This window comes from Amycolatopsis sp. NPDC088138 (assembly GCF_044741685.1).
In the GTDB taxonomy this organism is placed as follows: domain Bacteria; phylum Actinomycetota; class Actinomycetes; order Mycobacteriales; family Pseudonocardiaceae; genus Amycolatopsis.
On the sequence record NZ_JBIUTB010000008.1, the window covers coordinates 811976 to 826523 of the forward strand.

Here is a 14548-nt window from a genome sequence, read left to right on the forward strand (position 1 = left end):
GCCTGGTCGACCGGCTCATGGCGACGCGCCGGTTGACAGCGACCGGAAAGGAAGGTGAAAGGGTCTTCTGCTGCACTCATCACACCGTTGAGCGAGTGTGGCAGACCGCTTGGTGAGAACGCCCGAGCCCGGAATGGCCGCACTGGTCGGATTCCGATGTGTCGGCTGATTCGAGCCGGCCGGATTCTCGGAGGTAGGGGGATGCTGTCACGCGTCGCGGTCGTCACCGGCGGCGGTTCGGGCATTGGTGCCGGGGTCGCGCGAGCTTTGGCGAACCAAGGGCATCGAGTCGCCGTGTGGGATCGGGTCGAGCAGGCCGGCCGTGGCGTGGTCGACCAGATCCGCGAATCAGGTGGGTCGGGGATGCCGGTGTGCGCGGATGTGAGTGATCGCGGCGCTGTCGGCCGAGCCGTCGACGAGGTGACGGCTGCGTTCGGGCCCGTGAACATCGTCGTCAACAACGCGGGTTTCACCAGGGACGACATGGTCCTGGACATGTCCGTCGACGACTGGGACGCGGTGATGGCCACCCACTTGCGGGGCAGCTTCCTGGTGCTCAAGGCGACCGCACCGGCAATGCGTTCGGCCGGTTGGGGTCGCATCGTCAACATTTCGAGCATCTCCGCGCTCGGTGACCACGACCGCGCCAACTACGTCGCCGCCAAAGCGGGACTCGAGGGACTGACCCGCGCCGCTGCGCTCGACCTCGCGCCCTTCGGGATCACTGTCAACGCAGTCGGACCAGGTGTCGTGCACACCGCCATCACCGCTGTGAGCGCGGCTCGTGCCGGGCGGACGTTGGAACAACACTTGCAGATCGAGGCGAAATCGATTCCTCGCGGCCGGGTCGGTACGCCCCAGGACATCGCTCGCGCGGTCTTGTTCTTCACCGCCGACGATGCCGACTTCGTGACCGGCCAAGTCCTTTACGTCAGCGGCGGACCGCACGGCTGACCGCGCCGGCGATGGGGGTGCCCTGATCTGCCCGCCTCGGAAATGCTGACCGCTATGGAAGGGGAACCATGGACGAAAGACGGTTCTGGCCGGCGATCACCTGCGTGGTGCTGGGGATGACGGCGGTGACGCTGGCGCTGATCGCTGAAAGCGCTGCGCAGGTCACCTGGGCGATCGCGTGCCTTGTGGTGGTGGGCGGGGTGGCCGGGCTGGTGCTGGTGAGGCTGCGAAAGGCGAGCGTCCAGTGGGTCGCGATCGGTCTGGTCGCGGTCGCGGTGGCCGGGTGCGTGTGGCTTGAGGTGTCGTTGCGTCCGGTCACCATTCGGTATGAGGTGTCCGGGGACGCCCCCTATGTCGCCGACCTCGAGTATGTGTCGGAGTTCGGCGACTACGGCGACGCGCGGCACGAACTGGTGGTTTCCGGCGTGCCGGTTCCGTGGTCGTTCGAAGTGCGGGCGACTCGAAGCCGGGACGGGGTCGAGTTGGTCGGGAGGGCGCCCAGCGGCACCCTCACCTGCCGGGTCTTCGTCGACGGCCGACTCGCGAAGGAGGCGGCCGGGAAGACCGCCGACTGTGGCGGCGCGTAGCCGCCGGGAAGTCGACATCGGCAGGTCGAACAACCAGGTTGCCGCGGTGGGGATGATCTTCACGCAGCTCGAACGACCGCGGCCGCCGGTTCACCCAGCACCGCCATTCCCGGTTCGGCCGCGCAACCGGGCGAGCTGCTGGGGCGATTCCCGTCGTGCCGTTTGCCCGTAACTGAGTGATAGCGACTTTCCGGACAAACAAGACGGTTTTCGATAATGCGCAAAGCGCGTGACCGGCTCGCTGATAATGAGCGCATGGCCGCCGTGGAATGCCGGGTGCTGGGACCGGTCGAGATACGCGTCGACGACGTCGTGGTGCCGCTCGGTGGCGGCAAGATCGTCGTCGTGCTGGCCGGTCTGCTGCTCCGCGCCAACGAAGTGGTCACGCCCGGCCAGCTGGGACGCTGGCTCTGGGACGACGACGGCCCCGCGCATCCCCGAGCAGCCATCCAGACCTATGTCGCCCGGGCGCGTCGGATACTCGGTGCGGCGGTGCCGATCGTGACCGAGCACGGGGGCTACCGAGCACAGATCGATCCCGAGTCGCTCGATCTGGCCGTGTTCCACCGGCTGCGAGATTCGGCGAGCCGGGCCGCCGCCGAGGGAGATCCGGCTCGTGCCTCGACGCTGTACTGGGAAGCTCTCGAGCTCTGGCACGGCTCCGCACTGGCGTCCGTGGACTCGAGTGCACTGCACCGCGAGGAAATTCCCGGCCTGGAGCAGCTGCGCCGCCAAACCCAGCAGGACTGGGCCGCCGCGACGATCGAAGAAGGGCGACCGGCGGCCGCGGTTCCGCTGCTGACCGAGCTGGTCGAGCGGGACCCCCTGCAGGAGCGCTGTGCCGAACTGCTGATGCTGGCTCTGTACCGGTCGGGGCGGCGGGCCGAGGCGCTCGAAAGCTACGGACGGGCCGCGGCGGCCTTGGCCGACCAGCTGGGGCTGGACCCGGGGCAGGCGCTGGTCGACCTGCACCTGGGCATCCTCAACGACCAGCAGCCACCGCCCCGCCTCCTGGACCTGCGCACGCCGACAACAACAGTGCCCGCGGATGATCCCGTCCCGAGCCAGCTCCCCGCGCTCGCCCCGCACTTCATCGGGCGCATTGTCGAGCTCGCCGTCTTCGACCGGCTGATGGCCTCCGATCAGCGCCCTCGGACGGTGACCGTGGACGGCATCGGCGGCGCCGGGAAAACGGCGTTCACCCTGCAGTGCGCCCATCGGCTCGCTCCCGCCTTTCCCGGCGGGCAGTACTTCGTCGACCTCCGAGGTGTCGGCCCCGAACCCCCGGTCGACCCGGCGACCGCGCTCGAAGACCTGCTGTGGGCCTCCGGCGTCCGCGGAGCGGACCTGCCACCCGGCCTCGACGCGCGGCAAGCGCTGTGGCGGGAGCGGACCAACGAGCGGAAAGTGCTCGTCGTCCTGGACAACGCGCGCTCCAGCGCCCAAGTGCGGCCGTTGCTGCCCGGCCAAGGCGGCTTCACCCTGATCACCAGCAGACGCCGGCTCGGCAGCCTCGGGGTGCACGAGGACGCACACCGCATCGCCCTCGGCGCCCTCTCCCCGGCCGACGCGCTCACGGTGCTGGCGAACGCGGCCGGACTGTCCGGGCTGGAGGACGCCGCGCAGGCGGCAGCCGAACTGGCTGAGGCCTGCGCCCGACTCCCGCTGGCGCTGCGGATCCTCGGCCAGCGCATCCGCCGGCAGCCCACGTCCTTGCCCGACGTCGTCACCGAGCTGCGCCGGGAACACGGCCGCCTGGCCGCGCTCGTCCTCGACGACGAGGACGACACCGACCTGCGCGCGGTCTTCGCGCGGTCGCTCGACCTCCTGTCCGCGGACGCGGCCCGTTTGTTCCGGCGGCTCGGCCTGCACCCGGGCCCGTTCGTCGACGTGGACATCGCCACGGTGCTCGGCGGCCACGACCGGACGCGGACGGCGACCCTGCTGCGGGAGCTCACCACCGCCAACCTCCTGGAGCACCGCGACCGCGGCCGGTGGGCGTTCCACGACCTCCTGCGTGACTTCGCGGCCGCCGAATGCGAGCGCGTGGAGCCCGCCGCGGCCCGCACCGAGGCCCTCGACCAGCTCCTCGGCTGGTACACCGCGGCCGCCTTCAACGCTTCGAAGGCGGCTCGGCCGTTCCGGCGCTACAACATCCTCACGCTGCCCGCCGAGGTCCCGGACGCGCCGGTCTTCACCTCCCACGCCGAGGCGATCGCCTGGCTGAGCGCTCATGAGGCCAACCTGGCCGCCGCCGTCCGGTGGGCGAGCAGGCACGCCCGGCCGACGGCCGCGTGGCAGCTGCCGTACCTGATGATGGTGAGGTTCATCGCCAGCTCACGGTTCGCCGTCTGGCAGGAGACCTTCGAAATCGGGCTCGCGGCGGCCCGGTCCATTCCGAACCGGCACGCCGAGTCCACGATGCTCAGCGGTCTCGGCACGATGCACGGGCTTTCCGGCGGCCGCGAACCCGCACTCCGGGCGATCGAGGCGGCGCTGGAGATCAACCGCGAACTTGACGACCCGGAGGGGGAGCTCCGCGCCCTGTTCAACCTCGGCCTCGAGTTCAACTCCGCCGACCGGCCGGAGGAGGCGAAGGTCCACCTTTCCCACGCTGTCGAGCTCGCCCGGCGGCTGGGCTCGGGTCTCTCGAAGCCGACTCCCTCGAGCAGCTCGCCGATTCGTGCAACCGGACCGGCGAGTATGCCGCGGCACTCCGTCTGGCCGAGGAAGCCCTGGCGATCTGGGACCGGCTCGGCCGGCACAACCAGCGCTTGTTCGCGCTGCAGAGCCGCGGCCGCGCGCGTGTCGCGCTCGGCGACTACGCCGGCGGAATCGCCGACTGCGCTGCCGTTGTGGAGTTGTTCGAGCAGAACGGCGAACACTTCGACGAAGCCTTCGCCTGCGATGACCTGGGTGACGCCCACCTGGTCGCCGGCGACCTCGAGAGCGCCATCACGGCGTGGCGGCGTGCCCATGCCGTCTTCGCTCGGCTGGGGCACCCCGCCGCCGCGACGGTCGCCTCGAAGCTCGCCGCCCACGATCGGGCGTTGACGTCCTGACCGGTGCCCGGTCGGGAAACAAGCGCAGTCAGCGGACGGAAAGCGAGGTGAAAGGGGGTTGTGCTCCACTGAACCCGCGTACGGTGATCTCTGGACCCCGAGGATTCGCGTTGGCTGACTTGAACTCTCTTCTCGCGAGCGAAACCGCGACCGCCGAGGGCACGCTGCCTGAGCCGCGCAGCCAGGGCAGACTGGTCCTGCGCAAGTTCCTGCACCACAAGCTGGCGATGGCCTCGTCCGCGGTGCTCGTCCTGATCGTGCTGCTCAGCATCGTGCTGCCGCTGATCTGGAAGCACAACTACGAAGACAGCTCGGGTCCTCCGTTCGCGAAGCCGAGCGGGGACTTCCCGCTGGGCACGACGCAGGTCGGCAAGGACATGGTGTCGCAGGTGCTGCGCGGCACGCAGTATTCGCTGCTCATCGCGCTCACGGTGTCGATCCTGGCCACCGTCATCGGTGTGGTGTTCGGTGCGGTCGCCGGGTACCTGCGCGGGTTCTCCGACTCGGCGATCTCGCGGGTGACGGACCTGTTCCTGATCATCCCGCAGATCGCCGCGGCGGCCATCCTGGCCAAGGTGTTCGGCGGTGGTTCCTGGTACATCGTCGCGCTGGTGCTGGCGGCCTTCGGGTGGATGCAGATCGCCCGGATCACCCGGGCCGAGGCGATGTCGTTGTCCCAGCGTGAGTTCGTGGACGCGGCTCGCGCTTCGGGTGCCGGGACGTTCCGGATCATCTTCAAGCACCTGGTGCCGAACATGGTCGGCAGCATCACGGTCAACGCGACTCTCGCGGTCGCCCAGGCCGTGCTGGCGGAAGCCGCGCTGTCGTTCATCGGCTTGGGTGTGCAGTTGCCGGACACCTCGCTCGGCCGGGTCATCCTGGAGAACTACGCGCAGCTGCAGACGCGGCCGGCGTTGTTCTTCGGGCCGTTCGTCGTGCTGGTGCTGATTTCGCTGACGATCAACTTCATCGGTGACGGTCTGCGCGACGCCTTCGACCCGCGTCAGCGGAGGATGAAGGCCTGATCACGGACGCTGCGCGATGATCTCGATTTCGACCGTGGCGCCGAGCGGCAGGGCGGCCACGCCGATGGTCGTCCGTGCGGGATGAGGTTCCGCGAACGCCTCCGCGTACACGGCGTTCATCTCGGCAAAACTCGCCATGTCGGTGAGGAAGACGGTGCACTTCACCACGTCGTCGGGCGTCAGCCCGGCGGCGTCGAGCACGGCGAACAAGTTGGCCAGGCATTGCCTGGTCTGGGCGGCGGTTCCGCCCTCGACCAGCGCGCCGGTGTGTCCGTCCAAAGGGGTCTGCCCGGACAGCAACACCAGGTTCCCGGCTTCCACCGCGTGTGAGTACGGCCCGACGGCGATCGCCCCCGGCGCGGTGATGGCGCTTCTTGGCACTGAAGGTCCCCGATCGTGTAGTGGATGTGGACTCTTCCGCCATTATGGCCGATCGCGGAGTCCGAGCTGATCGTTTGACGGCGTTCACAGGCCTGCGGCGTCCGGGTCGTTGCCGATGTGGCCTGGGTAGGCGACTGCCTGTCCGTGTTGCTCGCCCAGGGTGCGTCGCCACCTCCGCTGTACACCACGAAGTTGCCAACACCCTGGTAAGTGGCGTAACCGCCGGGCTCCATTGGTGTTGGACGCCCAGCACGCCCACCCGCTACCACCGGTGGTCAGCACGTCCCCTCTGAGGAGGTAGGTGCCGTGGTAGGTCCGGGGGGGGGGGGGCGCACCGGAGCGGCATTCGTGGTCGCCGTCGTCAGTGGATTCATCAGCAGAGTACGGAGCGCGGCGATTCCCGTCATTCGGGTGATCGGGTTTTTCGCATGAGCTATCCCTTCGGCGGCCGACGCAGCCTTTCCACGGTCGTCGAAACGCTCCGCCACCGGCGGCTTGTATCCGCCGGCCGCTGTCGCGAGTGCTGTCACCGAGGATGGGTGAGCGCGCCAACTCGCTCCTCAAGACCGCCCTTGCGCGACTCGATCAACGCCGCCCCGGCGCTGCGGATACCGCCGTGACCACCGCACTTTCCTGTCCGCCGGCCGTCGCAGAAAGAGATGTGAAAGGAGGCTGAGGTCTAATCACCTGCCGAGGCCGTCGTCGGATGGACGGCGGCCAAGAGCGGGGACGGTGCGGATGGCGGACGGACAAGGGTATGCGGTCGACTTGGACGCGTTCCAGCGGACTTTGCACGAACACGTCGACCCTGCGGTCGAACACCTCCGTGCGGGCGCGGATCGCCTGCGGCCGGTTCGCGACATCCGTACCGGGGAGATGGTCGGCCCGGATCCGAATGGTGTCTACGGCGACTTCGCGAACTCGGCCGATTTGCTGCAGGGCAAGATCGTTTCGGCGCATGACGGTCTGCGAGATTCGTTGCAGCAGCTCAGTGAAGCGCTGTGGGAGGCCTACCGTGTCTATTCCCAGACCGAACAGGCCCATGCGTCGCGGTTGATGTCGGTCTACGAACGCTGAGGACGGAATGGTCAACACCGATCCCGGATTCTTCGCCGGGCTGGCGGAGGAGTTCTTCGCCGACAACGGCATCCGCCTGCTCACCGACGTCGCCAACTGGGCCGACCTGTGTACCGCGCCCCGGGGCACACCGGTGCAGCACCCGGACTCGGGAATCAACAACCACGTCTTCGACGAGAACCCGGCGTTCGGTCACCAGTCGCAGTCCCTGACCGACAACCGGCCGGGCAACCTGCCGATGGCGAACGTGGCCATCGACCGGTTCTTCACCGCCGCGCGAGCGTTGTCGGGCCCGGAGATCGGCAAGTTCGCGGCGCCCAACGCTCCGCACCTGCTGCTGCAGGACGGGTTCCGGAACCTGGGGAGCAACCTGACCAACAAGCCCGGCGGCGAGAACGACGCCGAGGGCGGGCTGATGGGCCTGCACGATGCCCTGGACCGGCTGTTCGAGAACTGGCGGGGCAGCGGCGCCGACGCGTGCCGCGACTACGCCGGCTCCGTCTACACCTTCATGTCCCACGAGCTCGAGGTGATCGGCGGTCTGGTCGACGCGATCACCGCGTACTGCTCGGTGATCGTCGCGGCCCGGCGCCGGCTGATCGGCTTGATGCGCGCGTTCGTCGGGGCGATGAAGGCCAAGGAGGCCGAGGACGTCGCCGAAGACCAGCAGTTTCCGTGGGGACTGCTGGCCGCCGGCCTGGCCACGGTGGTCAGCATGGGGTTCGGTCTGGCGGCGCTGGCCGCCGAGGCGACCGCGGTCGAGATCGCCGACGCGGTCCTCCCGCCTCTGGCAGGTATGGCGGCCACCACCGCCGACAAGCTGCTCGACGCGGGCGACAAGCAGATCCCGGCGACCGACTACGCCGTCGCCGCCCAGGCGTACCTCACCCTCGCGGATCAGGTCGTCGACGAGACGCGCGCGGCGATCGAGCCCATCACCCGGCAGATCAGTGAGGCCGCGCGCACCTTCATGGAGCCACCGGCGCCACCGATCACCAAAGTGAAGTTCGAGGCACAACCGCACGCCCTCGAACCGGCTTCCACCTCGTGATGTTCCCCTCGCGCAAGGGAGGCTCGAAGTGAAACACAGAACGGAGAAGTCATTGGGACAGAACAGGATGCGGCTGCTGTGCGCCGGGGTGACGGTGCTGGCGACGGCGGGAGTCGTCGCGACCGGCGGCGTCGCCGAGGCACAGGGCGCCGCTTCGAGCAGTGCGGCGAACGTCCTCTGCCGCTACCGCGTGGGTCCGTACAACCTGGGCGTATATTGGGACAACGGTGGCAAGCCCTACACCCAGAGCCCGTTCAAGACCGTCGCCGAGGGCACGATCGTGCGCGCCTACAAGGACGTGGTCTGGTCGACCCCGGCCAACGTGAAGTTCCGGAAGCTCGGTGACGGCAACTGGGGGATTTCCGCTTCGCTGCAGTACCTCACGAACCAGACCTGCGTTGCCTGACCCGGCCCGGCAGTGCGCAGGCGGCGAGCAGCACCGCGATGGCCCACGCCGCCGGGCCTACACCCCACCACGCGGACAGGGCGCCCGCGACGACCGCGCCGATCGTCTGGGCGCCGTAGAGCACGACGATGTACAGCGCCACGGCCCGGGACCGCAGCGAAAGAGCCACTGTCGTCTGGAGAAATCCGTTGTTGACGGTGACCATCGAGGCTTGCGCGGCGCCGAACACGACACCCACCGCGAACAACGCCGACACCGAGCCGAGCAGGGGGAGTGCCGCGAGGGCGAGCGCGGCGAGCACCGCGCACGCGCACCGCAGCACGCGTTCGGGGACGCGGCGGCGCAGGTTCGGGTAGCTCACGGCCGAGCAGACCGCGCCGGCTCCGAACGCGGCCAGCACGAACCCGAGGTCGGCGGCCGAGCGGTGCCGGACGGTCAGGACGTACACCGGGACGAGCGCGGACATCGATTGGGCCAGGGAAAAGAACATCACCGCGCGCACGAGCAGTGCGCGAAACCTCGGAGAGTCGCGGACGAACGCCGAGGTTTCCCGCAGCGAGTCCCGCCACGAGCCCCTGGCGGCCGACGCCGCCATCCGCCGGGTCTTCCGGAAACACAGCATGAAACCCGCGAAGGACAGCGCGTTGGCGAGGTAGACGGGGAACCCGCCGACCGCTCCGAAGGCGAATCCGCCCGCCGCCGGGCCGAGGGTGCGTGCGAGGTTGAACGACAGGCTGTTCAGCGCCGCGCCGTCCTTCACCAGATCTGCCGGCAGCACCGAGGAGACTTCCGCGTTCCACGCCGGGTAGCCGGCGGCCCAGCCGGCGTTGAGCGCGAAGGTGAGCCCGAGGATCGCGGCCGGCCCGAGGCCGTCGCACAGGTTCAGTATCGCGAAGACCGCGGCCACCGCGGCACCGGTCGCGTTGGCCCAGAACAGGACCGTGCCGCGGCCGATCCGGTCGGCCAGCAAGCCGGCCGGGAACGACAGGAGCACGGCGGGAAGGGTGGCCGCGGCCAGGAGCAGGGCGTTGGTCAGGGGGGCCGGCGAGGAGTGTGCGAGCTGCGCGGCCGCCGCGGTGTTGTGCATCCAGGTCCCGAAGTGGGACAGCATCGAGACGATCCAGAGCTTCCGGTAGGCGGGCACGGCCAGCGGCGGCAACCCGCGCCACGCGATACGGCTCTCGGACACCAGGCCTCCTGTCGGCTTCGCTTCGGGTCCATCGAGCTTCGCCGACCTGATCAATGTCGTCAATCTTGATCGAATCAACGTAGGATGCCGACGGTATGGCCGAGCAGACGTTCACCACCGCGCAGACCGCCCGCCTCCTCGGGGTGAAGGCGGAGACGGTGTACGCGTACGTGAGCCGCGGGCTGCTGAGCCGGACACGGGCCGCCGACGGGCGGACGAGCCTGTTCGACGCCGGGGAGGTCCGGCGCCTCGCGGCCAGGAACCGCAGGGGTGCACCGGAGTCCGGCCCGATCGAGACGACGCTCACCGTCATCCGTGACGGCTCGCTGTACTACCGGGGACAGGACGCCGCCCACCTCGCCGGCACCACCACGTTCGAGGCGGTCACGAGTCTGTTGTGGACCGGAAAGCTGGACGACGGCGCGACGCTCGTTTCGTCCGCGCCCGTGCGCGAACTCGCGTGCGCGGTGGTCCGGCCGCTCGCGGGGCACGCCCGGCCGGTGGACCTGCTGCCGGTGATCGTCGGCGCGGCCGCCACCGCGGATCCGTTGCGCTACGACGTGGATCCGGCCATCGTCGTCGGCACCGGGCGCGCGTTGCTCGCGGTGATGGTGGACGCCCTGCCGTCACACCTGGACACCGGGCCGACGGAGCCGCTCGGAGTGCGGCTGTGGGCGGCGCTGACCGCGAGGGAGCCGGACGAGGACGGGGTGCGCGCGCTCGGCGCCGCGCTGGTACTGCTGGCCGACCACGACCTCGCGTCGTCGACGATGGCCGTGCGCACGGCGGCGTCCACCCGGGCCCATCCGTACGCGGTGGTCGCCACCGGACTGGGCGCGCTGGACGGCCCGGCGCACGGGGCAGCCGCGGAGACCGTACGCCGCTTCCTGCGTGGGGCCGCCGAACTCGACGACCCGATGGCCGCGGTCGTGGAGCGCGTCCGTGACACCGGTGACGTGCCGGGGTTCGGGGAGCCGCTCTACCCCGACGGCGACCCCCGGGCGACGAGGCTGCTCGAGCTGGTCCGCACCCCGGGTCCCGTTCGATCCACAGTGGACGATCTGGTGGCGGCGCGGCCGGGCATGCGGCCGAACGTCGATGCCGCGCTCGCGGTGCTGGCCGAGGCCTACGACATGGTTCCGGGGGCGGGCGAGACGATCCGCGCGATCGGGCGGACCGCGGGATGGCTGGCGCACGCACTGGAAGAATACCGGGAACGGCCGAACCGCTTCCGGCCACGCGGCTTCTACACCGGCGCACCGTGAGCCGCGATCGACGACCCGGCACGGGCCGGTTGTCACCACAGTGGACGGACGGATCCGCCGCCGAACACCGTCGGGCCGTCGCCCGATCGAACCCGGTGCGAAGGAGTGCAGATGACTGAGCTGCCGCGCCCGCTTCACGTCCCTGAGGTCACCGAAGACGCGGTGCCGCGGTTCGGCGTTCTCGGCCCGCTGGAGGTCCGGTCCGGCACCGGGGACCTGATCTCCGTGGGTGGTCCGCGCCCGCGGGCCCTGCTGGTGATGTTGCTGCTCGAGGTGGTCGAACGGCCTGCGCGTTACGTGCCGGTCGAGGCCCTGATCGACGGCCAGTACGGCGAGAACCCACCCGCGGATGCCGCGAATGCCGTGCAGGCACAGGTCTCGCGGTGCCGGCGCGCGCTGCCGCCCGGCCTGATCGAGTTCCACGCGGGCGGCTACCGGCTCGCCGTCGATCCCGGCGACGTCGACGCGTACCGGTTCACCCGGCTCGCTGCCGAAGGACATGATCTGCTGCTGGCAGGCAATGCGGCGGACGCCGCCGCCGCTTTGCGCGCGGGATTGGCACTCTGGCGCGGGCCGGCCCTGCCCGATCTCTCGTTCGCCGACGCGGCCGTCGCACGCCTGAACGAGCTGCGCCTCACCGCCACCGAGGACCTCGCGGAGGCTCAGCTCGCGTTGCCCGGCGGCCCGTCGGTGGCCGAGCTCCGCCAGGTCGTCGCCGCCCATCCGCTGCGGGAACGGCTGCGGGGGCAGCTGGTGCGCGCACTCCACGCGGCGGGGCGCCGGGCCGAGGCCCTCGAGGAGTTCGACCGCGCCCGCCGGTTGCTGGACGCCGAGCTGGGCGTCGATCCGGGGCCCGAGCTGGCCGCGGCACACCAGGCCGTCCTGCGGGCCGAGCGCCCGGCGCCGGCCCCGCGCCGGGCCGTCCCGGCCCCGCTCACCACGTTCGTCGGCCGGTGGCAGGAGCTGGCCCGCCTCGACGAGGTCTCCGCCACCCGGCTGGTGACCGTCCTGGGCCCGGGCGGGACCGGGAAGACCCGGCTGGCGACCGAGTGGGCGAACGCGCACACCGACCGCACCGGAGCCGCTGTGTGCTTCGTCGATCTCGCGCCGCTGACCGACCCCGGCCAGGTCCCCGTGACGACCTTGCGCGCGCTCGGCCTGCGCGAGTCGGGTTTCGGGCAGCCGGGGGACCCGGTCGAGCACCTGCTGACGGCGTTGGCCGCGGAGCGGCTGCTGCTGGTCGTGGACAACTGCGAGCACGTGCTCGGCGCCGTCGCCGCACTCGCCCGCACCCTGCTGACCGGCTGCCGTGAGCTCCGGATCCTGGCCACGAGCAGGGAGCCGCTGCGGCTCACCGGTGAGGCACTGGTGCCGCTGGGGCCATTGCCACTGCCGCCTCCCGAGACCGCCGCCGTGGACATGACGGGTTATCCGGCCGTGTCGCTGTTCGAACAGCGCGCCGGAGCGGTGCGTCCCGGTTTCACCGTGGGTGCCGGCAACGCGGCGAGCGTGGTGGGCATCTGCGCCGCGCTCGACGGGCTCCCGCTGGCCATCGAGCTCGCCGCCGCCCGGCTGCGTCAGTTCTCCGTCGACACGATCGCGGCGCGGCTGGCGGGATCCGACCGGTTCCGGCTGCTCTCGCGCGGGGATCCGACGGCGGCGGCGCGGCACCGCACGTTGCAGGCGGTGGTGGAGTGGAGCTGGGATCTGCTGGGGCCGGAGGAGCAGCGGCTCGCCCGCCGCTTCACGGTGTTCACCGGGGACGCACCGCTCGACGCGGTCGACGCGGTGTGCGGCCCGGGCTCGGAGGAGGTGCTGGCCGAGCTGGTGGACCGCTCCTTCGTCGAAACCGACGGGCAACGCTACCGGATGCTGGAAACCATCCGGCTGTTCTGCGCCCAGCTCCTCACCGACTCCGGTGAGGAGCACGATCTCCGGCGGGCGCACGCGCTGGTGTACCTCGCGCTGGCCCGGGAAGCGGATCCCCACCTGCGCCGCGCCGAGCAGCTCGACTGGCTGGCCCGGCTCGATGCCGAGCACGCCAACCTGATCGCCGCGCTGGAGTGGTCGGGCGAACACGACCGGGAAACGGCGTTCGAGCTGGTCGCCGCGCTCACCGCGTACTGGTGGCTGTCGGGGCGGTCCACTGCGGGTGCCGACGTCGCGGCGGCACTGCTGGACGGCGAAATCCCGGCGGGGCTGGACGAGGAGTACCTCGCGTGCGTCATGCACGCCGTCCCGCGGGCCGACCCCCGGCACTGGGCTCGCGGCGCCGAGATCGTCCGCACCCTGGACCGTGGCCTGACCTATCCGTTCGGGGCCGCGATGTGGGGGATGACCGCCGGCCTGCCCGAGGAGCCGGCCGGGAACCAGGGCCTGCTCACCGACGACCCGTGGAACCGGGCCCTCACGCACCTGTCCCGGGTCCTGCTGGGCACCACCGGCGGTGACGCCGCCGGGGACGAAGCGGAAATGTCGCGCGCGCTGACCGGCTTCCGCCGGCTCGGTGACCGCTGGGGCTGCGCGCAGGCGCTGGACTGGCTCGCCCGGCTGGCCAGCTGGCGCGGTCAGTGGACCAGTGCCTACACCCAGTGGGCGGAGGCGCTGCGGCTGCAGCACGAGCTCGGCGCGCTCGACGAGTGCGCCTACATCCTCTTCCACCGGGCCGAATGCCTCATCCGCGACGGCGACCTCCCGGCGGCCGAGGCCGACTTCCGCGCCGGCGAAAAGCTGTCGATCGAGGCCGGGCAGCCGGCGATGCCCGCGGAGGTGTCGCTCGGCCTCGCGGAGATCGCGATGCGCCGCGACGACCCGGACACCGCCACCGAGCTGCTCGAACGCGCCCTGGTGACGGCACGGTCGGCCGACGGGCACAACGAGTGGCACACGACCCGCATCCTGGTCGGCCTGGGCCGGCTGGCCGAGGCGCGCGGGGCCGTCGACGACGCGTGGAGCCGGCATCGCGACGCCGTCACGACGGCGGCCGAGTCCCCGTTGCGCTCCGACCTGGCCGACGCGATCGAGGGAATGGCGGGGGTCGCGGCCCCCGGCCGGGCCGCCGAGCTGCTCGGTGCCGCGGTGGCCGTGCGCGGGCTGGCCGTCGTCGGCGACCGGTACGTGGACCATGCCACCGCCGCCGCGACAGCCGTGATCGGCGCCGTGGCGTTCACCGCCGCCTACGAGCGCGGACTCGCCCGAACGAACGAAGAGGTTACCGAGCTGCTCGCGGAGCTGTCCGCACGTCCGTGATCACCCGGCCGGCAAGCCCGTCCGGAGGGGACGGGCTTGCCGGTTCGGGCTCATGGTCGATCGCGTGGGTGGTCATGCGGTGACGCGTTCGATCACCTCCGTCTTGTCGTCGTCCGCGGCGTCGTCCTCGGGCCGGGGCAGGGCCGCTTCGATCGGGACGGTGCGCATCATCAGCGTGAGGAGGACGGCGAAGCCGGCCATGACGGCGGTGCCGACGATCGCCGCGGTGCTCAGGCCGCTGGTGAAGGCGGTGCGGGCGGTGTCGAGCAGTGCCGTGCCTGCCTGGGCGGGGAGGTGGGCGG

11 protein-coding genes and 2 pseudogenes are annotated in these 14548 nt (G+C 70.8%); 10 read left to right on the forward strand and 3 right to left on the reverse strand.

What is annotated here, in order from left to right; translation table 11 throughout:
* The first annotated feature begins 201 nt into the window (after positions 1-201).
* The 5 genes and pseudogenes from ACIOD2_RS44390 (at position 202) to ACIOD2_RS44410 (ending at position 5628) form a co-directional block, all read left to right on the forward strand.
* Positions 202-954, forward strand: a complete 753-nt coding sequence (locus tag ACIOD2_RS44390) for an SDR family NAD(P)-dependent oxidoreductase (RefSeq protein ID WP_400551598.1) — start codon at positions 202-204, stop codon at positions 952-954.
* Between the two features lie 68 nt (positions 955-1022).
* Positions 1023-1541, forward strand: coding sequence for an MmpS family transport accessory protein (locus ACIOD2_RS44395; protein WP_400551599.1), 519 nt, complete (start codon positions 1023-1025; stop codon positions 1539-1541).
* 255 nt (positions 1542-1796) lie between these two features.
* Positions 1797-2513 (forward strand): annotated as a pseudogene (locus ACIOD2_RS44400) (BTAD domain-containing putative transcriptional regulator); the annotation flags it as partial.
* A gap of 1742 nt (positions 2514-4255) precedes the next feature.
* Positions 4256-4603, forward strand: a pseudogene (locus ACIOD2_RS44405) (hypothetical protein); the annotation flags it as partial.
* A gap of 110 nt (positions 4604-4713) precedes the next feature.
* A complete protein-coding gene (locus ACIOD2_RS44410; protein WP_400551600.1) occupies positions 4714-5628 on the forward strand; it encodes an ABC transporter permease in 915 nt (304 codons plus the stop codon).
* Here the strand turns inward: ACIOD2_RS44410 and ACIOD2_RS44415 are convergent, their stop codons facing one another.
* Positions 5629-6009: a RidA family protein gene (locus ACIOD2_RS44415; protein WP_400551601.1), complete on the reverse strand. Its 381-nt coding sequence runs from the start codon at positions 6007-6009 to the stop codon at positions 5629-5631.
* Positions 6010-6747: 738 nt separating this feature from the next.
* Here ACIOD2_RS44415 and ACIOD2_RS44420 point away from each other — a divergent pair.
* Genes ACIOD2_RS44420 through ACIOD2_RS44430 form a run of 3 tightly spaced genes read left to right on the forward strand, consistent with a single transcriptional unit; the run spans position 6748 to position 8543 of the window.
* Positions 6748-7086, forward strand: coding sequence for a hypothetical protein (locus tag ACIOD2_RS44420; RefSeq protein ID WP_400551602.1), 339 nt, complete (start codon positions 6748-6750; stop codon positions 7084-7086).
* A 7-nt stretch (positions 7087-7093) separates the two neighbouring features.
* A complete protein-coding gene (locus tag ACIOD2_RS44425) occupies positions 7094-8137 on the forward strand; it encodes a hypothetical protein (protein WP_400551603.1) in 1044 nt (347 codons plus the stop codon).
* 28 nt (positions 8138-8165) lie between these two features.
* On the forward strand, positions 8166-8543 hold the full coding sequence (locus ACIOD2_RS44430) for a hypothetical protein (protein WP_400551604.1): 378 nt from the start codon (positions 8166-8168) through the stop codon (positions 8541-8543).
* On the opposite strand, the gene ACIOD2_RS44435 is transcribed toward ACIOD2_RS44430, so the two are convergent.
* Positions 8518-9732, reverse strand: a complete 1215-nt coding sequence (locus tag ACIOD2_RS44435; RefSeq protein WP_400551605.1) for an MFS transporter — start codon at positions 9730-9732, stop codon at positions 8518-8520. The two genes, ACIOD2_RS44430 and ACIOD2_RS44435, sit on opposite strands and share 26 nt — an antisense overlap.
* A gap of 95 nt (positions 9733-9827) precedes the next feature.
* On the opposite strand from ACIOD2_RS44435, the gene ACIOD2_RS44440 reads away from it, so the two are divergent.
* Both ACIOD2_RS44440 and ACIOD2_RS44445 read left to right on the forward strand, forming a co-directional pair.
* Positions 9828-10997: a citrate synthase gene (locus ACIOD2_RS44440; protein ID WP_400551606.1), complete on the forward strand. Its 1170-nt coding sequence runs from the start codon at positions 9828-9830 to the stop codon at positions 10995-10997.
* A gap of 111 nt (positions 10998-11108) precedes the next feature.
* Positions 11109-14246, forward strand: a complete 3138-nt coding sequence (locus tag ACIOD2_RS44445) for an ATP-binding protein (protein WP_400551607.1) — start codon at positions 11109-11111, stop codon at positions 14244-14246.
* A 72-nt stretch (positions 14247-14318) separates the two neighbouring features.
* Here ACIOD2_RS44445 and ACIOD2_RS44450 read toward each other — a convergent pair.
* On the reverse strand, positions 14319-14548 hold a 230-nt coding region (locus ACIOD2_RS44450; RefSeq protein WP_400551608.1), incomplete at its 5' end, for a hypothetical protein.